The organism is Corynebacterium sp. S5S1, from assembly GCF_001913985.1.
GTDB classification, from domain to species: Bacteria; Actinomycetota; Actinomycetes; order Mycobacteriales; family Mycobacteriaceae; genus Corynebacterium; species Corynebacterium marquesiae.
This window is the reverse complement of the sequence record NZ_MKXT01000001.1, coordinates 34,394-55,336: the sequence shown is the minus strand read 5'-3', so window position 1 is coordinate 55,336 and position 20,943 is coordinate 34,394. Positions and strand designations below refer to the sequence as shown.

20 protein-coding genes are annotated in these 20,943 nt (G+C 57.5%); 7 read left to right on the top strand and 13 right to left on the bottom strand.

The genetic code is table 11. The features are described 5' to 3' along the window. Window positions 1-70 precede the first annotated feature (70 nt). Complete coding sequence (locus tag BKN05_RS00275; RefSeq protein ID WP_225746552.1) at window positions 71-421, top strand: ArsR/SmtB family transcription factor; 351 nt, start codon at window positions 71-73, stop codon at window positions 419-421. 269 nt (window positions 422-690) lie between these two features. On the opposite strand, the gene ndk is transcribed toward BKN05_RS00275, so the two are convergent. The 6 genes from ndk to BKN05_RS00245 form a co-directional block, all read right to left on the bottom strand. Further along, window positions 691-1,101 (bottom strand): nucleoside-diphosphate kinase, encoded by a 411-nt coding sequence (ndk, locus tag BKN05_RS00270; RefSeq protein WP_005324068.1) that lies wholly within the window; start codon window positions 1,099-1,101, stop codon window positions 691-693. Window positions 1,102-1,179: 78 nt separating this feature from the next. Continuing rightward, a complete protein-coding gene (locus BKN05_RS00265; protein WP_049377215.1) occupies window positions 1,180-1,491 on the bottom strand; it encodes a hypothetical protein in 312 nt (103 codons plus the stop codon). Between the two features lie 54 nt (window positions 1,492-1,545). Further along, entirely contained in the window at window positions 1,546-2,058 is a 513-nt protein-coding gene (locus BKN05_RS00260; RefSeq protein WP_049377216.1) for a DUF4233 domain-containing protein, read from the bottom strand. Then, the gene (gene folC / locus BKN05_RS00255; protein ID WP_239273964.1) at window positions 2,055-3,590 is read right to left on the bottom strand and encodes a bifunctional tetrahydrofolate synthase/dihydrofolate synthase; all 1,536 of its coding nucleotides are present in this window, start codon (window positions 3,588-3,590) and stop codon (window positions 2,055-2,057) included. Before folC ends, BKN05_RS00260 begins: the two co-directional genes overlap by 4 nt. Next, window positions 3,590-6,310 (bottom strand): valine--tRNA ligase, encoded by a 2,721-nt coding sequence (locus BKN05_RS00250; protein WP_286687612.1) that lies wholly within the window; start codon window positions 6,308-6,310, stop codon window positions 3,590-3,592. The genes folC and BKN05_RS00250 overlap by 1 nt, the downstream gene beginning before the upstream one ends. 80 nt (window positions 6,311-6,390) lie before the next feature. After that, entirely contained in the window at window positions 6,391-7,341 is a 951-nt protein-coding gene (locus tag BKN05_RS00245; RefSeq protein ID WP_286687611.1) for a malate dehydrogenase, read from the bottom strand. 373 nt (window positions 7,342-7,714) lie between these two features. Between BKN05_RS00245 and BKN05_RS00240 the strand changes: the two genes are divergently transcribed. Then, window positions 7,715-8,479, top strand: coding sequence for a TetR/AcrR family transcriptional regulator (locus tag BKN05_RS00240; protein ID WP_286687610.1), 765 nt, complete (start codon window positions 7,715-7,717; stop codon window positions 8,477-8,479). A 69-nt stretch (window positions 8,480-8,548) separates the two neighbouring features. Here the strand turns inward: BKN05_RS00240 and clpX are convergent, their stop codons facing one another. Next, window positions 8,549-9,844, bottom strand: coding sequence for an ATP-dependent Clp protease ATP-binding subunit ClpX (gene clpX, locus BKN05_RS00235; RefSeq protein WP_049377221.1), 1,296 nt, complete (start codon window positions 9,842-9,844; stop codon window positions 8,549-8,551). A 227-nt stretch (window positions 9,845-10,071) separates the two neighbouring features. On the opposite strand from clpX, the gene fabG reads away from it, so the two are divergent. Further along, the gene (gene fabG, locus BKN05_RS00230) at window positions 10,072-10,839 is read left to right on the top strand and encodes a 3-oxoacyl-ACP reductase FabG (protein WP_286687609.1); all 768 of its coding nucleotides are present in this window, start codon (window positions 10,072-10,074) and stop codon (window positions 10,837-10,839) included. A 95-nt stretch (window positions 10,840-10,934) separates the two neighbouring features. Here fabG and BKN05_RS00225 read toward each other — a convergent pair whose 3' ends face one another. From BKN05_RS00225 to BKN05_RS00200, 6 genes are all read right to left on the bottom strand, one after another. After that, the gene (locus BKN05_RS00225; RefSeq protein WP_286687608.1) at window positions 10,935-11,183 is read right to left on the bottom strand and encodes a hypothetical protein; all 249 of its coding nucleotides are present in this window, start codon (window positions 11,181-11,183) and stop codon (window positions 10,935-10,937) included. Between the two features lie 170 nt (window positions 11,184-11,353). Further along, a complete protein-coding gene (locus BKN05_RS00220) occupies window positions 11,354-11,644 on the bottom strand; it encodes a hypothetical protein (protein ID WP_049377224.1) in 291 nt (96 codons plus the stop codon). A gap of 3 nt (window positions 11,645-11,647) precedes the next feature. Then, window positions 11,648-12,946, bottom strand: coding sequence for an inorganic phosphate transporter (locus BKN05_RS00215; protein WP_286687683.1), 1,299 nt, complete (start codon window positions 12,944-12,946; stop codon window positions 11,648-11,650). Between the two features lie 316 nt (window positions 12,947-13,262). Beyond that, window positions 13,263-14,765 (bottom strand): peptide MFS transporter, encoded by a 1,503-nt coding sequence (locus BKN05_RS00210; RefSeq protein WP_225746545.1) that lies wholly within the window; start codon window positions 14,763-14,765, stop codon window positions 13,263-13,265. A gap of 236 nt (window positions 14,766-15,001) precedes the next feature. Continuing rightward, entirely contained in the window at window positions 15,002-15,625 is a 624-nt protein-coding gene (locus tag BKN05_RS00205) for an ATP-dependent Clp protease proteolytic subunit (RefSeq protein ID WP_005324052.1), read from the bottom strand. A 20-nt stretch (window positions 15,626-15,645) separates the two neighbouring features. Further along, entirely contained in the window at window positions 15,646-16,245 is a 600-nt protein-coding gene (locus tag BKN05_RS00200) for an ATP-dependent Clp protease proteolytic subunit (RefSeq protein ID WP_286687607.1), read from the bottom strand. A 138-nt stretch (window positions 16,246-16,383) separates the two neighbouring features. Here BKN05_RS00200 and BKN05_RS00195 point away from each other — a divergent pair, with 138 nt between their 5' ends. From BKN05_RS00195 to nrdF, 4 genes are all read left to right on the top strand, one after another. After that, complete coding sequence (locus tag BKN05_RS00195; protein WP_005324050.1) at window positions 16,384-17,064, top strand: metal-dependent transcriptional regulator; 681 nt, start codon at window positions 16,384-16,386, stop codon at window positions 17,062-17,064. Window positions 17,065-17,179: 115 nt separating this feature from the next. Next, window positions 17,180-17,647 (top strand): class Ib ribonucleoside-diphosphate reductase assembly flavoprotein NrdI, encoded by a 468-nt coding sequence (gene nrdI, locus BKN05_RS00190; protein WP_005324049.1) that lies wholly within the window; start codon window positions 17,180-17,182, stop codon window positions 17,645-17,647. Between the two features lie 50 nt (window positions 17,648-17,697). Further along, entirely contained in the window at window positions 17,698-19,893 is a 2,196-nt protein-coding gene (gene nrdE, locus BKN05_RS00185; RefSeq protein ID WP_286687606.1) for a class 1b ribonucleoside-diphosphate reductase subunit alpha, read from the top strand. Between the two features lie 52 nt (window positions 19,894-19,945). After that, window positions 19,946-20,943 (top strand): class 1b ribonucleoside-diphosphate reductase subunit beta (gene nrdF / locus BKN05_RS00180; protein ID WP_286687605.1); only part of this gene is annotated, 998 nt, incomplete at its 3' end.

The following is a 20,943-nucleotide window of genomic DNA, read 5'->3' as shown; positions in this document are numbered from 1 at the left end:
GTACTTTAATCACCCATATTGATACTCGTCAATATAACGGAGTGGGAGGAAGGCTCCTTATACTGTGTGCATGGACTCCTCCCCTAGCAATGCCGACAACACCCCGGATGCACAGTGCTGTTCCCTGAGCAGTGGCCCGCTCAGCCAGGGCGACTCCCTCCGCTTTTCCCAGCAATTTAAAGTACTTGCTGACCCAGCCCGCCTGCGCCTGCTATCCATATTGTGCGACGAGGGCTGCGGCCCGATGAGTGTTACGGAGTTGACCGCGCTTTCCGGCCTTAGCCAACCGACGGTATCTCATCACCTCGGTAAGTTGAGGAAATCCGGTCTTTTAATCAAGCAACAATCGGGCCGTACCGTTACCCATCGAGTGCAAAAGGAAGCCTTCCGCACACTGCGCCAGTTACTCTCCTTCGATTAGGAGAACTCCAGTCCTAGTCTGCGAAGTGAATGACCTCGCGTGCAATATCCTCAGCAATGATCTGCCGCGTTAGGCACCTTCAACTCCCAGAACAAACCCCTGCTTAAGTTCTGCCTCTCTACGTATTTGCGGCTTTGCCGTTGCAATATTTATTCAGGATAGGGCCGGATACTCGGTTTGCGGCTCTACGTCTGGGCTTATGGGTCAAGCAATAAATAAAGCCCGAGCCTACAGGCTCGGGCTGAACGATGCGCTAAGTGCGCAGACGTTTAGAGGTTCGGGAACCAGATAGCGATCTCGCGCTCTGCAGACTCAGGGGAGTCAGAGCCGTGCACGATGTTCTCGCCAACGGTCAGAGCGAAGTCGCCGCGGATGGTGCCCGGGGTGGCCTTGGAGACCGGGTCGGTGCCACCGGCCAGCTGGCGCCATGCCTCGATGGCGCGCTCGCCCTCGACAACACCAGCGATAAGCGGTGCGGAGGTGATGAACTCGACGAGGTCACCGAAGAATGGCTTATCCTTGTGCTCCTCGTAGTGCTTCTCCGCGGTCTCGCGGTCAGCAACGCGCAGGTCGAGCTCGGCCAGCTTCAGGCCCTTGCGCTCGATGCGGGAGATGATTTCGCCTACGTGGCCGTTCTTTACGCCGTCCGGCTTGATGAGAATCAGTGTACGTTCAGTCATGCCCCACACTGTACCGAAACCGCACGCATGCGTCGCGCGCTGGGGTATTCCTTTGGGGTAAAAGTATGGGGTCCAGGGCTATGCGAGTTGTTTAACTATCTCTTCGGCACGCTCCTGCGAGGTGCCCCGAAACCACAGGCGCACTTGGCCTACTGCGGCGCCAAACTGGCCATTGGTCAGCAGGCGTTGCAGCTCCGCGCGCTGTTCCTTATCCAAATCCTCGAAGGTGGCTTCTTTGGCCGGCTCGAAGTTGCTCCGCAGGGCCAAAACCAGAAAAACGCCGCCAATAATGAGGGCGACTAGCGGTAGCCACGGCGTTCCCGTAGCGGCGCGGGCTACCACCGCGGCGACGCAGGCGAGTGCGGCAAGGACGAGATAGAGAGTGCGCATGGCCGCCAGTCTATCGCGTCTTGCCCACTCGCCGAAGGCGTCAAGGCTACCGTGCTATTTCTCGTTGAGGTGCTGCGTGGTGAGGTATCCGCGCTTCATGCGGGCGATGAGGTTGCTGCGCAGGTAGACGGCCAGCAGCCACTCCATGCCAAAGATGATGAAGATGGCGGCCACGGCCCAGTGGACCATAAAGCCCACAATGACGCACAACAGCTGCGCCCATACGATGACAGACAGCGCCCACTTCTTATTCATGAACGCGATCATCACGAGGTGGAATACCACTGCGGCGATGACAAAGCCGTAGTTGAAGGGGGTCCACAAGGTACCGTCATACAGCTTGTACAGCATCGGCAGTGCGAAGGATAGGGCGAGCGCCTCCATGGTCAGGGAGCTGGCAATGACCATCCCGTTGAAGCTTTTAAGTGGGTCCTTGACTGGGGCTTGGCCCATGCCGAGGGGTCCGATCTCGCTTTCAGGGATATGTTCCTCGCGGCCGCGGGCACGGCTGCTGCGGGGCGGGCGGGGTTGGCGCTCTCCGCCTGGGTGGTGATTGTCGCGACTCATGCAGGTTCCTTTCCAAACATCGCGCGGGCATCACCAGCGGTGACGACCGACCCGGTGATGATGATGCCGGAGCCGGACTGGACCTCGGCGTCCTCGGCAAGCTCCACGGCCTGGGCATAGGCGCCCGGCAGGTTATCGGCTACGTGTACGCGCTCCTCGCCAAAGATATCGCGGGCGGTCTCTGCCAAGTCGTAGGCATCGAGGGCGCGCGGCGAGGAGTTTTGGGTGATGACTACCTCGGTGAGGTACGGCTCTAGCGCGGTAAGGATGCCGGTAGCGTCCTTATCCGCGAAGATCGAGAGCACACCGATGAGGCGGGCGAAGTCGAAATCGCGGTCCAGTGCAGCACCTAGTGCCTTGGCGCCATGTGGATTATGGGCGGCGTCAATAAACGTCGTCGGCGAGGTGCGCACGCGCTCCAGGCGGCCGGGCGAAATCGCTTGGGCAAAACCATTGCGCACGGTCGCAACATCCAGCGGGTGGCCGGCCGAGGCGCCGAAGAACGCCTCCACCGCAGCAAGAGCCACGGCAGCATTCTTGGCTTGGTGCTCGCCGTGCAGGGGCAGGAAAATATCCTCGTACAGGCCGCCAAGGCCCTGGATGTTGACCTGCTGACCACCGACGGCGATGCGAGACTCGAGGGCAGCAAATTCGGAGCCGGAGCGGGCGACACCCGCCTCCACGTCCACGGCCTGCTGCAGGATAACCCGCATTGCTTCCGGATCCTGCTCGGCGATGACCACGATGTTTTCATTCGGGGTCAGCGGATCATCGGCATCCTCGCGCGGCTTGATAATGCCGGCCTTTTCACCAGCAATCTCTGCGAGTGTATCGCCCAAGTAATCCGTGTGGTCCAAGCCCACCGGGGTAATGACGGAGACGTCCGCATTGACCACGTTGGTGGCATCCCACCGGCCGCCGAGGCCGACTTCGACGACGGCGACGTCCACGGGGGCGTCGGCAAACGCGGCATAGGACAAGCCGACGAGGACCTCGAACTTGGACATGGGAACGTCCGACTGGGCATCGACCATCTCCACAAAAGGCTTGATCTCGTGCCAGATGCGCACATAATCGCGCGGATGGATGGGCTGGCCATCGATGCCGATGCGCTCGGTAACGCGCTGCAGGTGCGGGCTGGTGACCAGGCCGACGCGGCGGTGGAAGGCCCGCAGGAGCGAATCCACCATGCGCGCGGTAGAGGACTTGCCGTTGGTGCCGGCAATGTGGATGACATCGAAGGAACGTTCAGGGTGGCCGAGTAGATCCATGAGCATCTCGATGCGATCAAGGGAAGGCTCAATCTTGGTCTCCGGCCAGCGTTCGTTGAGTTCTTCTTCTACCTCCGCAAGGGCGCGCAATTCCTCGGCCGACACCTCTTGTGGTGCGGCCTCGTTGTACTCATCCTCGCTGCCCATGCCCAAGTTGAGCGTCAGGCCGGACTCGGTGATTTCCACCGGGCCACCATCGGTGCCTTCTTTGAGGGCATCGACGATTTCGAAGTCCTCTGTCTCCTTGTCCTTATCCGCCACTACTTCAGGCCCTCCAAACGGCTGGTGATGCGCTCGACCTCTTCGCGGGCGATCTGCTGGCGCTCCTTGATCTTATTGACCACTTCTTCCGGTGCCTTGGACAAGAAGTTCTCGTTGCCCAGCTTCTTGCCGGTCTGCTCCAGTTCCTTATTGGCCTTGGCCAGGTCCTTTTCTAGGCGCTTGCGCTCGGCTTCTACGTCCACGGCGCCGTGGGTATCCAGGGTGACCTCCACGGTGGCCTGGGAAAGGCGTACCTCGATGGAGGCGGAAGGATCGAAATCCTCGCCCGGGGCGGTGGTATTGGCCAGATTGCGCACCAGTTCCTCTTGGCCGGCGAGATCCGCTGCGGCAAAGTCGAGGCGGCCCGGCACCTTCTGGGAAGGCTTTACGCCCTGGTCGGAGCGGAAGCGGCGCAGCTCGGTGATGAGCTTATCGGCGTCCTCGATGCGGCGGGCGGCCACCTCATCCTTGGTGGCGCCACCATTGGTATCGGCAACGGTTGGCCATGGTGCCACGACGATGGACTCGCCGCCGGTCAGCGCCTTCCACAGCACCTCGGTGACGAATGGCATGGTCGGGTGCAGCAGGCGCAGAACAACGTCGAGCACACGGCCCAACACGATCTGGGTATTGCGGCCCTGCTCGCTTACGCCATCGCGCGGGATCTGGGTCTTGGCAATCTCCAAGTACCAGTCACATAGCTCGTCCCAGGTGAAGTGGTAGAGCAGCTCGTTGGCCTTGGCAAATTGGTAGTCATCCAGGTAGGCATCCACCTTGGCGCGAACCTCTTCGGCGCGGTCGAGGATCCACCGGTCGGCGTCGCTAAGCTCCGCCCGGTTCGGCAGCGTGGACACTCCAGCGCCGTTCATAAGCGCGAACTTGGTGGCGTTAAAGAGCTTGGTAGCAAAGTTGCGGGCGGCCGCGGCGGCATCGGAGCCAAGCGGCAGGTCCACGCCGGGGTTGGCACCGCGGGCAAGGGTAAAGCGCAGGGCATCCGCACCGTAATCGCGCACCCAATCCATCGGGTCAATGCCGTTGCCCAAGGACTTGGACATCTTGCGGCCCTGCTCATCGCGGACCAAGCCGTGCAAGTACAGATCCTTGAACGGAACCTGCGGGCGGCCATCAGTGCCCTCGCCCAAAAGCTCCGGGGTGTGGGTGCCGGCAAAGGTGCCGAACATCATCATGCGGGCGACCCAGAAGAACAAGATGTCATAGGCGGTGACCAGCACGTTGGTGGGATAGAACTTCTCCAGATCCGGGGTCTTTTCTGGCCAGCCCAGGGTGGAAAACGGCCACAGTGCGGAGGAGAACCAAGTATCCAGCACGTCCGGATCCTGCTCGTATCCTGCCGGCGGTTCCTCATCAGGGCCGACGCAGACGATGTCTCGCTGGCCGTCCTCGTCTTCCGGTCCGTACCAAATAGGAATGCGGTGGCCCCACCACAGCTGGCGGGAGATGCACCAATCGTGCATGTCATCGACCCACTCGAAGTAGCGCGGCTCGAGCGACTGCGGGTGCAGGGTGGTATCTCCCTCGCGCACGGCGTCGCCAGAGGCCCTGGCCATCTTGGCTACGTCCACGAACCACTGCAGTGACAGGCGCGGCTCGATGGGCTCGCCGGAGCGCTCCGAGTGGCCCACGGAGTGGACGTACGGGCGGATTTCCTTAACAATGCGGCCCTGCTCGCGCAGCGCCTCGCGGATCTCCACGCGGGCTTCCTCGCGGGTCAGTCCGTCGAAGCGGGTGCCAGTATTGGCAATGTGGCCGGTGGTATCGATAACGGTAGGCATCTCCAAGTCGTGTCGGGTGCCCATTGCATAGTCATTCGGGTCGTGTGCCGGGGTGATCTTCACCGCACCGGTACCGAATTCCATGTCTACGTAGTCATCGGCGATGATCTTGAGCGTCAGGTCATCGCGGAACGGGTGCGGCAGCTCCTTGCCCACCAAGTCGGCGTAGCGCTCATCGTCTGGGTGGACGGCAATGGCAACGTCACCCAGCATCGTCTCCACGCGGGTGGTGGCCACGATGAGGTGCGGTTCATCGTCATTGAGCGAGCCATAGCGGATGGACACCAGCTCGCCCTCGACGTCCTTGTACACTACCTCGATATCGGACACTGCGGTCTCTAGCACCGGCGACCAGTTCACCAGGCGGTTGGCCTGGTAGATCATGCCCTCATCATAGAGGTTCTTAAAGATGGTCTGGACGGCGCGGGAGAGGCCATCATCCAAGGTGAAACGCTCGCGGGACCAGTCTACGGAGTCGCCAATGGCCCGCATCTGGTCCTGGATGGTGCCGCCGTACTGCTCCTTCCATTCCCAGACCTTGCCAATGAATTCTTCGCGCTCATAATCCCAGCGCTTCTTGCCCTCGGTCTCCTTGAGCTTGGCCTCGACCTTGGTCTGGGTGGCAATGCCGGCGTGATCGGCACCGGGCAACCACAGGGTGGCATAGCCCTGCATGCGCTTGCGGCGGATAATGGAATCAATCAGCGTGTGGTCCAATGCGTGGCCCATGTGCAGCTGACCGGTCACATTCGGCGGCGGCAGCACGATGGAATAAGGCTCGGCCTCCGAATTCGCATCCGGAGTGAAGTAGCCCTTTTCTACCCAGCCCTCATAGAGGTCCTTCTCTACGGCCTGCGGCTCCCACGACTTAGGCAGCGCATCGGCGCGGTTGGTGCCAACTAATTGCTCATTATTTTGCTCAGTCACCTGGCCGATTCTACCTTGCACGTCAACCGGCTCAGCCAGGCAGGGTGCGCACCGAGTATGAGGTGCGCACCGAGCAGGTTTTAGAGCAGGCCCGCCACGGCCTTGCGCTCCTCGCGCAGCTCGGCCACAGAGGCCTCGATGCGCTCCTTTTGGAATTCAGTGAGCTCGAGCCCCTGCACAATCTCCCACTGGCCATTGCGGCTGACTGTGGGGAATCCGCAAATAAGGCCCTTGTCAACGCCGTAGGATCCGTCCGATACTACCGCCGCGGTGCGCCAATCCTCGGTGCCATGGATCCAGTCATGCATGTGGTCCACGGCTGCCGACGCCGCCGAAGCGGCCGAGGAGCTGCCGCGTACCTCAATAATTTCCGCACCGCGCTTGGCCACCTTGGGGATCATTTCCTCGCGGTACCATTCTTGGTCCACCTCAGCGTTGGAGTAGGTAATATCCGGGAACTGGCTAGCAGAATGGTTGCCCCAGACCGCCACCTTGGTGAAATCGGTGGTGGATTTGCCGGTCTTTAGCGCTAGCTGGCTCAGGGTGCGGTTGTGATCCAAGCGCATGAGGGCAGTGAACTGGGAATCATCCAAGTCCGGTGCATTATTCGCCGCGATGAGCGCATTAGTATTTGCCGGGTTGCCCACAACTAGCACGCGGACATCGCGCGCGGCGTAGTCATTGATGGCCTTGCCCTGCTTGGTGAAGATGGCGCCATTGGCTTCCAGCAGGTCGGCGCGCTCCATTCCCTTGCTGCGTGGACGAGCGCCGACAAGGAAGGCAGCGGAGGTGTTTTCAAAGGCTTCTTTCAGATCATCAGTAACCGTAATGGAGTTAACCAGCGGCAGGGCGGAGTCATTGAGCTCCATGGCTACGCCGTGGGCCTTTTCCACCGCAGCAGGAATTTCCAGCAACGCTAGGTCTACCGGGGTGTCTTTTCCGTACACATCACCGGCAGCGATGCGCCACAGCAGCGAATACGCGATGTTGCCGGCGGCGCCGGTGACAGTGATTTTGACGGGCTGGGTCATGGTATAAAGCCTCCTCAATAATGGCTGCGACATGGGCGGCACACGCGAGCCAGTGTGCTCGCACCGCCACGGAATGTAATCCACCACCGAGCTTAGCCCCACTGCCAGCATCCGCGCTGTGAATCTGGCCCCCTCTTTTGGAGGGAAAATCTAGAGCACTTGCGTTAAATTACCCCCATTTACCTCCAAATTAGCGCCCCCAATGGGCCAGAAACTCCCGCACGGGGTGATTAATCGGGCATGATAGGAAAAGGAAATGCGGGACACTCCCCCACGCTGCACACCCAGAATGCCTAGGGATTTCCTACTCCCGCACTATGAGACATCAGTTCACCGCGCCACCGCCGCGCCGCAAGGATTAAGGACTTACGCAATGAGCACTGAGAATACTGACCCACTGCAAGCTGCAGACCAGGCAGATTCTGCTCACGCGGCCCACGCGGAGTCCGTCAGCATTGACTCCGTGGTGGACGTTGCGATCAAGCAGTTTTCTCGCTTTGGCTTTGCAGAAACCAAGCTGGAATCCATCGCCCAAGAATCCGGCATGTCCAAGCGCATGATCCATTACCACTTTGGCGATAAGAAGGGCCTTTACCTGCGTGCGCTGAGCACCGCCGCGCAGCGCCTCAATCCGCCTGAGGATGCCTTGGAGATCGATACCGCGGTTCCGGTCGAAGGCGTACGCAAGCTGGTGGATTGGCTCTTTCGCGAGCGCGTAGCCAACCCGGAGGCCATCCGCATGCTGGTGTGGGAAACTAACCAGCAGATTCTGGACCCGGCACAGCAGGCTATTGCCGACGTCGCCGGGGTAGCCCTCCACCTCGACCGCCTGCTGCTTTTGGGCCAAGATGCCGGCGCCTTCCGCCCCGGCATTTCCGCCAATGACATCTTCACCCTGATTTCCTCGTTGACGGTCTACCGCGTAACCAACCAGGTGATGGTGGAAAACATGCTGGGCGTTAATTTCAATACCCAAGAAAATATCGACGGCATGCATAGGCTCACCGTTGATGCTGTGCTGGCGTTTTTAACCGCCAATATTCCGGCCTCGGGCCACGAGTCCTACCTCACCTCGTCCTCGTTCGATACCAAGGAAGGCGACGAGGCCTCCCCGCAGGATATCTACAGCGAGGAGTAATAGCGCGGACCTTCCGGCCCACGCCCTACCCTGCCTGCGGACAGTGGCAGGGATGTAGGCGGAGAGCCCTTAGGCAGATTCTTTTGCCTCATCCTTATAGCTAAACTGCGGCTCCGCGCCCTCGGTCACGCACTCTGGGGTGATATGCACCGTGGCGATGTCTTCGCGGTCCGGTAAGTCGTACATGACCGGGACTAAAAGCTCTTCCATGATGGCGCGCAGGCCACGCGCACCCGTCTTGCGCTCCAAGGCGAGCTCCGCGATGGCATCCAAAGCCGCAGGCTCAATCTCCAATTCGCAGTCATCCATCTCAAAGAGGCGGCTGTACTGCTTAACCAGCGAGTTCTTTGGCTCGGTGAGCACCTTCACCAGGGATTCACGGTCCAGGTTATCCACCGTGGCCACGACAGGTAGGCGGCCGATGAACTCTGGAATAAGGCCGAACTTCACTAGATCTTCGGGGCGCACCTGGGAGAAAAGGTCAACCTTTTCGCGCTCGTCCTTGGTATCCAAGTTGGCGCCAAAGCCCACGCCTTTCTTGCCCACGCGATCCGCAATGACCTGATCCAGGCCTGCGAAGGCGCCGGCCACAATGAACAAGATATTGGAGGTATCCAGCTGGATAAACTCCTGATTCGGGTGCTTGCGGCCGCCTTGCGGCGGAATGGCCGCCACAGTACCTTCCAGAATCTTCAGCAGCGCCTGTTGTACGCCCTCACCGGAGACATCGCGGGTAATGGACGGATTTTCGGACTTGCGGGAAATCTTGTCCACCTCATCGACGTAGATGATGCCGCGCTGGGCACGCTCCACGTCAAAGTCCGCGGCCTGCAACAGCTTCAGGAGGATATTTTCCACGTCTTCGCCCACGTAGCCGGCCTCGGTGAGGCTGGTGGCATCGGCGATGGCAAAGGGGACATCGAGAAGCCGGGCCAAGGTCTGCGCTAGGTAGGTCTTACCGGAACCGGTGGGGCCCAACATCAAGATATTGGACTTAGAAATCTCCACCTCATCGCCCTCGGCTTTCTTGCGGCGGGCCTCCAAGGCGGCCGACTCTTCGGCCTTGATGCGCTTGTAGTGGTTATACACTGCTACAGACAAGACGCGCTTGGCCTTGTCTTGGCCGATGACGTATTTATCAAGGAAGGCGGAAATCTGCGAGGGCCGAGGCAGGCGCACCTCCGCATCGGAGGATTCCTGCGCCTGCTCTTGGCCCAGTTCCTCTTCGATGATCTCATTGCATAGCTCGATGCACTCATCGCAGATGTAGACACCGCCGCCGGCGATGAGCTTTTTCACCTGCTTCTGACTCTTGCCACAAAAGGAACACTTGAGCAGGTCAGCGCTTTCTTGCATACGTGCCATTAAGTTCTTTCACACTCGCTTTTCGTACCGCTATCCACAGTTGGAAGGACGATTCTACCCTTCCGAGCGGCTTAATCTTCATCTGTTTCTACCTTAGTAAATCAACCCGACAGGCCCTTCATTCATTCCCTCCCGCGTGGCGAATTTCCCAGGCCTTTCCTGCTCCTGCGGCCTAAACTAGAAGGTGAAATCACCCTCATCCCACCCCTTTTAGGAACAGGAGCATAATGTTCGATCTCACAGGACGAGTAGCCATTGTCACCGGCGGCGCCTCCGGCATTGGCCGCGGCATCGTCTCCTCGCTGCGGGAGGCCGGCGCCACCGTTGTCATCGCCGATATCGACCTCGACCACGCCACCGCTACCGCTGAGGAGTTGGGTGCCGGCGCCATTCGCGTGGACGTCACCGACCGCGCTTCGGTTAAGGACCTGTATCGCCAGGTCACTACCGAGCACGGCGGCTTCGACATTGTGTGCTCCAATGCCGGGGTCTTTCCCAACTGTCCGCTGGCAGAGATGACCGATGAAAAGTGGGAGGCGATGTTTGCCATCAACACCCACGGCACCTTCAAGGTGGTCCAAGAGGCACTCCCCTACCTCAAGCAACGCCGCTATGGGCGCATCGTCATCACCACATCTATTACCGGCTCACACACGGGCTTTCCGGGTTGGGCCCACTACGGCGCCTCCAAGGCCGCCCAGCAGGGGTTTATGCGTTCAGCCGCGCTGGAAGTGGCCCGCGATGGCATCACCATTAACGGCGTCCTCCCAGGCAATATCCTCACCGAGGGTCTCGAGGCCCAAGGCCAGGAGTACCTCGATCAAATGACGCGGTCAGTACCGCTGCACCGCCTGGGCACCCCGCGCGATATTGGCACTGCGGCAGCCTTCCTGGCCTCGGAAGAGGCAGGCTACATCACCGGCCAAACCCTCGTCATAGATGGCGGCCAGCTCTTGCCCGAGACTCCCGAGGCCATACTGCCGCCGCGCGATTAGCCGCGCTTGCCGACGCCCCCATGTGCACAAAGCCCGAGGCCCCTCACTACACAGTGTGCGGCGAGGGGCCTCGTGGGATTTCATTCATTTGCTGCCTACTGCAGCCAGTCGAAGTCGAGCAGGAAAAGTTCTGCATCGAGCATCTCAAGTTCATCCGGTGCATGACCGGTGACGGTTTCTAGCGCCTCTGCAACGTCCTTAGTCGTAGCAGGGGTCTTATCAGCGTCAAGCAGGGATTCTGCCACCAAAGCACGAACCGGAGCACCCGATACAGTGTCCAGCCCGGTACCAGTGGTGGAGCCCTTGAACGCATCAGCGATGCCGTCCATCAAAGAACGCATCATGTTCATTTCTCACACCTCCATGTGGCTTTCTCTCTGTTTGATACAGAGGAATATACGCGACATACCCTCGTTAGGCAACCCTTTGGTTGCTTTAAGTTAACCTTTTGTTAACTTACAGAAAGTGTGTCGCACGACACATTAGAGGTTTGCCCCCAAGGAAGGACAATGACTTAGAGGTCACCAAACGGCGTGAAGCCAAAGTAGTGGTCCAGCGTATCGCGGGCAATCCACATGATGGCCACCAGGATAACTACGGCCAGCACCGCATAGACAGTCCAGCCAAGCACCTTCATCTGAGGGCTTGCAGGGGTATCGCCAACAACGACGCCGTTGTCGTCGCGAATGGGGTCACCGGTCATACACCGCATGCCCAAGGAGAAAAGTAGCGGAATGCCAGCGCCGAAGACCAACGCCAAGCCTGCAACGTGAATGAGGGACTGGAAGATTTCTGCAGCAGTCATGGTTTAGCGCTCCTCTTGAACAGTAGACGGCGCGGAGGCATCCTCCGCATTGGTAGCGGACACTGGTGCGGCGCCGGCAGCAACTGGCTCCTTGCGGTCAGAGCCCGCACCCATGGAAGAATCCACGGACTCGGAGTTTGGATCCCAGTCATTGTTGACGTTGGAAGCATCCACCGGGTTCATGCGGGAACGGATGACAATGAGCGCGGCCATTGCCAGCAGCAAGACGAAGTCCACGATGGCACCGGTTGCGACGTTGGTGAAGGAGGAGACGCCGTGTGCCAACCACCAGGTAGCAAAGCCCACGAACGCAGCGCACGGCAAGGTGATGAGCCATGCGGACACCATGCGCATGGCAACACCCCAGCGAACCTCAGCACCGCGGCGCCCCAGGCCGGTACCCAGAATGGAACCGGTGGACACGTGGGTGGTGGACAGTGCCATACCACCGGTAGCAGAGGTGAGGATGATGGCTGCAGAAGTAGCTTCAGCGGCCATGCCCTGTGGGGACTCAATCTCCACCAGACCCTTGCCCAGGGTGCGGATAACGCGCCAGCCGCCGGACAGAGTGCCGGCCGCGATAGCCACAGCACAAGAAACGATAACCCAGGTTGGAATGCGGGCGTCTGCAACCGCATGCCCAGAGGCAACCAGTGCCAGGAAGATAACGCCCATGGTCTTCTGTGCATCGCCAGCGCCGTGCGCCAGGGACACCAGGCACGCACTGACGATCTGACCGTGGCGGAAGTGCTCGTTCTTAGCCTTATTCGGGATGGTGTTGGTTACCCAGTAGATAAGGAACGTGGCACACGCCGAAACCAGCGCCGCGATGATAGGCGAGGCAACGGCCGGGATGATGATCTTGCCGGCAATGGAGGACCACTCCACGCCAGCCGAACCCATCGCAGCGAAGGCGGCACCAATAAGGCCACCAAACAAGGCGTGGGAGGAACTGGACGGCATACCCAGCAACCAGGTGAACAGGTTCCAGATGATGCCGCCGATAAGGCCAGTGAAGACGACCATCAACAGTGCCTGGCCGTCGGTATCAGCGGCGGCGCCAGACAGGTCGTAGGAATCAAGGTTAACAATGCCTTTTGCGACGGTCGCAGCAACATTGACCGAAAGGAAGGCACCCACAAGGTTAAGCACTGCGGAGATGGCTACCGCAGTAAAAGGCTTCAAAGCGCCGGTGGCAATGGACGTAGCCATCGCGTTGGCAGTGTCATGAAATCCGTTCGTAAAGTCAAAGGCAAGGGCGGTCACCACCACAATGCCGAGGATAATCAGAGTCGCTGTCACAGCGTTGGCCCCTTGGAAAGAAAAGATGAACACGGTACGCATCTGCGGCGCCTTCACACGTCGCGGACGAAATGCAGATTACTCCTGCGCCTATCCACAGACAATTGCTTTTCTTTAATATTTCCTTTGGTTAACCTTTTGTTAACCTGCTGAGACTCAGAATCGAGCCCAAGAGGATTCCAAAGGGATAAAATTTCCCCAGCTAATGCTAATTAAATGCCCCCCTCCCCCACTTAGCCCGGGTGATAAAAACCACTTAGGGAGGTATGCCAACATCACGCCGACATACCTCCCTTTTAAGGGTGTTTTACAGCACCTAGCGGAAGGTAGAGAACTTCTTTACCACCCAGCGGCTTAGAACAAGCAGGATGGCACCCAACACGATGGATACAACACCAAGGGAGATGAAGAAGGTATTCTCCGCGCCTGCATCATCCGGGTTATAGAAGCTAGCCAAGGAGCCGGCCAGCGAGGTACCCATAGCCACCGCCATCATCCACACCGCCATCATGCGGGACGGGAATGCCACCGGCGCCACCTTGGTGGCAAGCGCATTGCCCACCGGCGAAAGAAGGAGCTCCGCCATGGTGAAAAGGAAGAGGATGAAAACGATGACAAACATCGGGGTGGAGTTCGCTTCCGCACCCGAGAAAGGAAGGAAGAAGAACAAGGAGATGCCGATGACGATATTGGCTACGCCGAACTTTACTGGGGTGGACCACTGCCTATCCCCTAGCTTCGTCCACATCGTTGCGAAGACAGCGGAGAAAATAACAATAAAGATTGGATTAATGGACTGGACGAGTGATGGAGGGATTTCCCAGCCAAACATGTGGCGGTCCAGGCGCACATCCGAATAAATCGTCATCACCGTAAACTGCTGCTGGAAGATTCCGAAGAACAAAACACCGGAAATAAACATCGGAATAAAGCCCAACAGGCGGTTCTTTTCCTCCCGGGTCACCAACTTCGAGGTATACATCTGCGCCCACAGATAGATTGCTGCAACCAGAGCAACCGCGGTGACAATATTGGACAGCCAATCTACTTGAATAGCGCCGGTAGCCACTGCCACCACCATAACCACGATGATGGCTGCAACTACCACCACACCCATGAGCAATTGCTTCGGGCTAGCCGGGTTTGGAACCTCATGCCCCGCATCCTTGATGGTGGTCTTGCGCATCAGGGAATACTGAATCAGACCAAGCGCCATACCAATTGCCGCGATACCAAAACCCCAGTGGAAGCCCTTCCAGCCCCACAGGGCAGTGGTGAGCAGCGGACCAACAAGCGCGCCGATATTAACGCCCATATAGAAGATGGAGAAGCCACCATCGCGGCGCGGGTCATCACGACTGTACATAGCACCAAGCACGACCTGCGCGGTGGTCTTAACACCGCCGGAGCCGATGGCAATAAGGACGAGGCCAATAGCCAAACCAGTTATTTCGGGAACAAATGCCAAAGCAATGTGGCCAAGCATCACCATGCTGGCCGAGTAAAACAGTGTGCGTTCTGCACCCAAGACACGGTCAGCAACAAGAGAAGCCAATAAGCAGGCCATGTAGACCAAGCCACCGTAGGCTCCCACAATAGACGTCGCGTCCGCTCGGTCGAGGCCGAGACCACCATCGGTAGTGGAGTAATACATATAAAGCAAGACAAGAGCTTGCATGCCATAGAAGCTAAAGCGCTCCCACATTTCCACACCGAAGAGGTTTGCCAAACCCCAAGGGTGACCAAAGAATGTACGTTCGCCGCTCTGCGGCGTGGGCGTAGCAGCCTGGGCCGCCGCGTCAGATGTGTGTTTCTCCATAAAAATATCTGACCACTTGGAGGTCTAAATCACAAATCGGTCATTATAAGTTTAGTGTCGCACGATAGAAATAAACCTAACGACCTGCAGATATTGCGCAGAGAGAATTACCCCATTCGGGTGCAGCAAGAATTACCGGGCATTGCCCCTTCCCTGCCCCACAATGCTGAAAGCCCCTGCCTCACAACCGGAATTCGGTTGAGCGGCAGGGGCTACCTGGAATGGTTTATTCCAAATTAAGCGTTGAGCTTGCGGTAATCAAAGACCGTATCGATGATGCCGTATTCAACGGCTTCCTGAGCGGTCAGAATCTTATCGCGATCCGTATCAATGCGGATCTGCTCAGCGGTACGACCGGTGTGCTCAGACAGGGTGGTTTCCATCAGCTTGCGCATGCGCTCAATCTCGGCGGCCTGAATCTCCAGATCAGAAACCTGACCCTGAGTACCCTGAGTTGCCGGCTGGTGAATGAGCACACGGGAGTTAGGTAGCGCGGCACGCTTACCCGGCGCACCCGCAGCCAAGAGCACAGCGGCGGCGGAAGCAGCCTGACCCAGGCACACGGTCTGCACATCGGGACGAACGTAGCGCATGGTGTCATAGATAGCCATCAACGCGGTGAAGGAACCACCGGGCGAGTTGATGTACATGGTGATATCGCGGTCTGGGTCTTGGCTCTCCAGAACCAGCAGCTGGGCCATAATGTCATTTGCGGAAGTGTCATCCACCTGGGTGCCCAAGAAGATAATGCGCTCTTCAAAAAGCTTGGAATATGGGTTAGTTTCCTTAGTGCCCTGTGCGGACTGCTCAATGAAGGACGGCAGAACGTAGCGGGAACTTGGCATCTGGGACTGATTCATAGTGATTTTCTCCTTATTCCCTAGTTGCTCAGCGGGCCGTTGACGGACTCAATGACGTGGTCAACAATGCCGTAGTCCTTGGCCTGCTGGGCGGTCATCCAACGGTCACGGTCGGAGTCCTTGGTGATCTGCTCAAAGGTCTGTCCGGTGTGCTCGGCAATGAGCTCGGCCATCTCGCGCTTGGTCTGAGCAAATTGCTCAGCCTGGATGGCGATATCCGCAGCGGTACCGCCAACACCGGCAGAAGGCTGGTGCATCATGATGCGTGCGTGCGGCAGCGCGAAGCGCTTGCCCTTGGTGCCGCCGGAAAGCAGGAACTGGCCCATGGAAGCGGCCAGGCCCATACCGTAGGTGGCGATATCGCACGGCGAGTACTTCATGGTGTCATAAATAGCCATGCCCGCAGTGACAGAGCCACCCGGGGAGTTGATGTAGAGCGAAATGTCGCGAGTGGGGTCCTCGGCGGACAGCAGGAGGATCTGGGCGCACAGCTTGTTCGCAATCTCATCATCGACCTGGGTTCCCAGGAAGATAATGCGCTCGCGCAACAGGCGCTCGTACACGCTATCGCTCAGATTCATACCCGTAGACGACGAGTTCATTGAAGTCTTCTCAGACATTAGTGGTTCTCCTTCAAGTGAAGAATGCTTTAACTGGCCCCACCTTACCGGCATTCCTCTCAAACTTGGCCTCTGTTCGCTATGAGCGTTGGGCCACAGCGCCAAAGGCGCACACGGAAGCTGGGTTAACATTTACTCATGTCTGTTTCCGAGCTGTCCACCAGTACCCAGAACTATTTGAAAGCTATCTGGGGGCTAAAGGAATGGTCATCCGAGCCCGTTACCGCCACGCTTATAGCGAAACAGCTGGGACTCAAGCTCTCCTCGGTTTCCGATGCAGTGCGCAAAATGGCGAAGCAAGGGCTCGTGTCACACACGCCCTATGGCTCTGTGGAGTTAACCGAACTTGGCAGGCAGTACGCATTGGTCATGGTGCGCCGTCACCGCTTGCTTGAGTCCTTTTTGGTTCAAGCATTGGGCTACACCTGGGACGAAGTCCATAATGAAGCCGAAAATCTCGAACACGCGGTGTCTGACATGCTCATAGAACGTGTGGATAAGTTCCTTGATTACCCCACTAGGGATCCGCACGGCGATCCTATCCCTACGGTTGATGGACAGATCACCATCCCCAGTGCGCATCGCCTCACCGACAGCGGTGCACAATCGCAGGTGACCGTGGAACGCATTTCTGATTCCGACCCACAACTGCTGAAGTTCCTTGAAGAGCGCGGCATTGTCACTGGGGCTGTTCTTAGCACGCGCGAGGGAGCGCCCTTTTCAGATTCTCTCGAAATACAGGTGGCCGGCGGCACTCAGTGGGTAGTACTTGGACGCCCAGCTACCGACGCAGTGTTTGTAGCACACCACAACCTTTAGACATTCCCCTTTGCATTAATCCTGCTCTCACCTGCCCTTTTCAAAACTACGCTATACCGTAGTTGCAACTACGGCATTGCGTAGTTAGTCTTTTCGAATATCACCTACCCCACTTATGGCTAAGGCCAGGATGAGCAGGATTGCCATGTCAGACTCACCAGATTTGGTGTACTTTTCCAGCGTTTCAGAGAACACGAAAAGATTCGTCGAACGCTTAGATAGACCCGCGGTGCGCATTCCACTGCGCCCCAAGAAAACCGGGATGATCCAGGTTTCACACCCGTACGTACTCATCGTTCCCACCTACGGCGGCGGCTCGCTCAAACGCGCAGTCCCCAAACAGGTCATCGACTTCCTCAATGACCCAATCAACCGCTCCTTTATCCGGGGCGTTATTACCTCAGGGAATACCAACTTCGGAAGTGCTTACTGCGTCGCCGGACGCATCATTTCCGCCAAGTGCCACGTACCGGAGCTGTATCACTTCGAGCTTCTCGGCACCCAGAAGGACATCGCCGCCGTAAAGCAGGGCCTTCAGAAGTTTTGGGAGCAGCAAAAGCAGCTAACGATGACACCCCATTAATCCCCCACAAGATGAAGAACACATCCGCATCACACAGATTGGAAAACACAATGTGGCCTCTTGATGCCACCCCCACACAGACTATTGGCGCTACGCCCCGCACCGCTTCAGCAGACAATGCCGGCGGTGTCGGCAAGCGCAAGAGCTACCACGCACTCAACGCGCAGCTGAACTTGTTCGACGCTTCTGGAAAAATCCAGTTTGACAAGGACATTCAGGCAGCACAAGACTATGTCACGCACCATGTCGCTCCCCGCATGCATCAGTTCGATTCCACCAAGCAACGCTTGGAATGGTTGGTTGATAACGAGTACTACGAGCGGGATTTCCTTGAGCTTTATGATGACGCCTTTCTGTGCGCCATGTACGACAGAGCACATCGAGTTAAGCATCAGTTCCGCACCTTCCTCGGCGCATTTAAGTTCTTCACTTCATATGCACTGAAAACCTTTGATGGCTCCCGATTCCTAGAAGGCTACGAAGAACGCGTCGCCACCACAGCTTTATACCTTGCACAGGGCGACGAAGAGCTCGCAGAAAAGCTGGTGGATGACATCATGACCGGACGCTTCCAGCCCGCCACCCCTACTTTTCTCAACGCAGGCAAAGCCCAGCGCGGCGAAATGGTCTCCTGCTTCCTCCTGCGAATCGAAGACAATTTGGAGAGCATTGGCCGCTGCGTGAACTCTGCACTGCAACTATCAAAGCGCGGTGGTGGAGTGGCCCTGTTGCTGAGCAATCTGCGCGAATCCGGAGCCCCGATCAAAAAGATTGAGAACCAGGCTTCCGGCCTGGTCCCAGTCATGAAGATTCTCGAAGATAGCTTCAGCTATGCCAACCAATTGGGCTCCCGGCAGGGCGCTGGAGCCGTCTACCTGCATGCGCACCATCCAGATATTCTTCGCTTCCTGGATACCAAGCGGGAAAATGCCGATGAGAAAGTCCGCATCAAGACTCTTTCGCTGGGGGTTGTTATTCCAGATATAACCTTCCGTCTGGCCAAAGAGAACAAGGATATGCATCTTTTTAGCCCGTATGACATCGCTCGCGAGTACGGCGTAGCCATGTCTGACATGTCCATCACCGAGTACTACGACGAGCTGGTTGCCAATCCGCGAATCTCTCACACGACCATTAAGGCCCGCGAGTTTTTCACCACGCTGGCTGAGCTTCAGTTTGAATCCGGATACCCCTACATCCTCTTTGAGGATACGGTCAACCGCGCTAATCCCCTCAAAGGACATATCAATATGTCCAACCTGTGTAGCGAAATCCTCCAGGTCAACACGCCATCGACCTACGGAGCTTCGGGTGACTACACCACCGTTGGCCAGGATATTTCCTGCAATCTAGGTTCGCTCAACATTGCGAAGGCTTTTGAATCGCCGGACTTCGGGGAGACCGTCGAAACCGCAGTGCGTGCCCTCACGAAGGTTTCAGACCTGACGAATATCGAAGCTGTTCCCTCCATCGCTCACGGAAATGCTTCCATGCATGCCATTGGTCTGGGCCAAATGAATCTCCACGGCTTCCTTGCTTCACAGCGTATTCCTTATGGCTGCGCCGAGGCACTGGACTTTACAAATATCTATTTCCTCACGGTGACCTACCATGCGCTCCGCGCATCCCATGCACTCGCGGTTGAAAAAGGTCAACGATTCACAGGCTTCGAAGAATCCACCTATGCCACTGGCGCCTACTTTGACAAATACATCGACCAAGACTGGGCGCCAGCCACTGAACACGTAAAACAGCTCTTCCACGAAGCAGGCGTGCAGATCCCTCAACGCGAGGATTGGCTACGGCTCAAGAATCAAGTGATGCAAGACGGCATCTACAACGCCTACTTGCAGGCAGTTCCACCCACTGGATCAATTTCCTACATCAATGACTCCACCGCGTCCATCCACCCAATCGCCTCCAAAATTGAAATACGCAAGGAAGGCCGCTTGGGGCGCGTGTACTACCCCGCGCCGGAAATGACCAACGACAACCTGGAGTATTTCGATGACTCCTACGCCGTGGGATACGAAAAAATCATCGACACCTACGCCATGGCCACCCAACACGTGGACCAAGGGCTTTCCCTGACCTTGTTCTTTACCGCTGATACCACCACGCGGGACATCAACAAGGCACAAATCTATGCCTGGAAAGCCGGAATCAAGACCCTCTACTACATCCGTTTACGCCAATCCGCGCTCCAAGGAACCGAGGTCGAAGGCTGCGTCTCCTGTGCTTTGTAGGAGCACGGTCCTCCCCCTTGTCCACAACCATTCACTCAGAAAGAAAGAAGCTATGTCGTCAACATCGAATAGTGCTGAACTAACCAGCATTTCAGTTACTCCGCCGAGCTACCGGCATGATCCTTCAGCCCGCATCCGCGCCATCAATTGGAACCGGGTGAGCGATGACAAGGATCTTGAAGTGTGGAACCGTCTAACCGCCAACTTTTGGTTGCCAGAGAAGGTCCCGCTTTCTAATGATCTCCCGGCGTGGCAGAAGATGACACCCGAGGAACGCAACCTCACCATGCGGGTGTTCACGGGACTCACCACCCTGGATACTGTCCAGGCCACCGTGGGTGAAATCTGTCAGATTCAAGATGCCCGCACCGAACACGAGGAGGCCGTGTATACCAACATCGCCTTCATGCAGTCAGTCCATGCCCGTTCATACTCTTCAGTGTTTTCTACCCTGAGCAGTACAAAGGAAATTGATGAAGCATACCGCTGGGCGGTGAATAACGACCTTCTCCAGGCACGCGCCAAGAAAGTTCTCGCGCACTATTTTGGGCCGGATCCACTCAAACGCAAGGTGTCATCGACGTTGCTTTCCTCGCTGCTTCTCTACGCGGGTTTCTATCTTCCCTTGCACTTTTCTGTCCACGCCACCCTGACAAATACGGCAGACATGATCCGCCTCATTCTGCGTGACAAGGCAGTGCACGGCTACTACTCGGGTTACAAATATCAGCGCGGTCTGGAATCCACGACCCCGCTACGGCAGAAGGAGATGCATGATTTCACCATTTCTTTGCTCGAAGAGCTTTATGCACTAGAGCTGGACTATTCCGGCGAGCTATATGAGCCTTTGGGACTCATGGATGATGTAGCCGTGTTCGTTCGCTATAACGCCAATAAGGCACTCATGAATTTGGGCTACCCGGATTATTTCCCGCCCGAAGAAACGGAAGTGAACCCAGAAATCCTCGCGGCCCTAGCCCCCGGAGCAGATGAGAACCATGACTTCTTCTCCGGATCTGGTTCCTCCTATGTCATTGGTACTGCTGAAGA

What these genes read in the sequence shown, in the direction of transcription:
- BKN05_RS00205 (WP_005324052.1), bottom strand. Translation starts at nt 15,625, where the DNA reads ATGAATCAGTCCCAGATGCCAAGTTCCCGCTACGTTCTGCCGTCCTTC.
- BKN05_RS00225 (WP_286687608.1), bottom strand. Translation starts at nt 11,183, where the DNA reads ATGATGCGTTCTTTGATGGACGGCATCGCTGATGCGTTCAAGGGCTCC.
- BKN05_RS00210 (WP_225746545.1), bottom strand. Translation starts at nt 14,765, where the DNA reads ATGGAGAAACACACATCTGACGCGGCGGCCCAGGCTGCTACGCCCACG.
- ndk (WP_005324068.1), bottom strand. Translation starts at nt 1,101, where the DNA reads ATGACTGAACGTACACTGATTCTCATCAAGCCGGACGGCGTAAAGAAC.
- BKN05_RS00275 (WP_225746552.1), top strand. Translation starts at nt 71, where the DNA reads ATGGACTCCTCCCCTAGCAATGCCGACAACACCCCGGATGCACAGTGC.
- BKN05_RS00245 (WP_286687611.1), bottom strand. Translation starts at nt 7,341, where the DNA reads ATGACCCAGCCCGTCAAAATCACTGTCACCGGCGCCGCCGGCAACATC.
- BKN05_RS00200 (WP_286687607.1), bottom strand. Translation starts at nt 16,245, where the DNA reads ATGTCTGAGAAGACTTCAATGAACTCGTCGTCTACGGGTATGAATCTG.
- clpX (WP_049377221.1), bottom strand. Translation starts at nt 9,844, where the DNA reads ATGGCACGTATGCAAGAAAGCGCTGACCTGCTCAAGTGTTCCTTTTGT.
- fabG (WP_286687609.1), top strand. Translation starts at nt 10,072, where the DNA reads ATGTTCGATCTCACAGGACGAGTAGCCATTGTCACCGGCGGCGCCTCC.
- BKN05_RS00240 (WP_286687610.1), top strand. Translation starts at nt 7,715, where the DNA reads ATGAGCACTGAGAATACTGACCCACTGCAAGCTGCAGACCAGGCAGAT.
- BKN05_RS00220 (WP_049377224.1), bottom strand. Translation starts at nt 11,644, where the DNA reads ATGACTGCTGCAGAAATCTTCCAGTCCCTCATTCACGTTGCAGGCTTG.
- BKN05_RS00260 (WP_049377216.1), bottom strand. Translation starts at nt 2,058, where the DNA reads ATGAGTCGCGACAATCACCACCCAGGCGGAGAGCGCCAACCCCGCCCG.
- BKN05_RS00265 (WP_049377215.1), bottom strand. Translation starts at nt 1,491, where the DNA reads ATGCGCACTCTCTATCTCGTCCTTGCCGCACTCGCCTGCGTCGCCGCG.
- BKN05_RS00195 (WP_005324050.1), top strand. Translation starts at nt 16,384, where the DNA reads ATGTCTGTTTCCGAGCTGTCCACCAGTACCCAGAACTATTTGAAAGCT.
- nrdI (WP_005324049.1), top strand. Translation starts at nt 17,180, where the DNA reads ATGGCTAAGGCCAGGATGAGCAGGATTGCCATGTCAGACTCACCAGAT.
- nrdE (WP_286687606.1), top strand. Translation starts at nt 17,698, where the DNA reads ATGTGGCCTCTTGATGCCACCCCCACACAGACTATTGGCGCTACGCCC.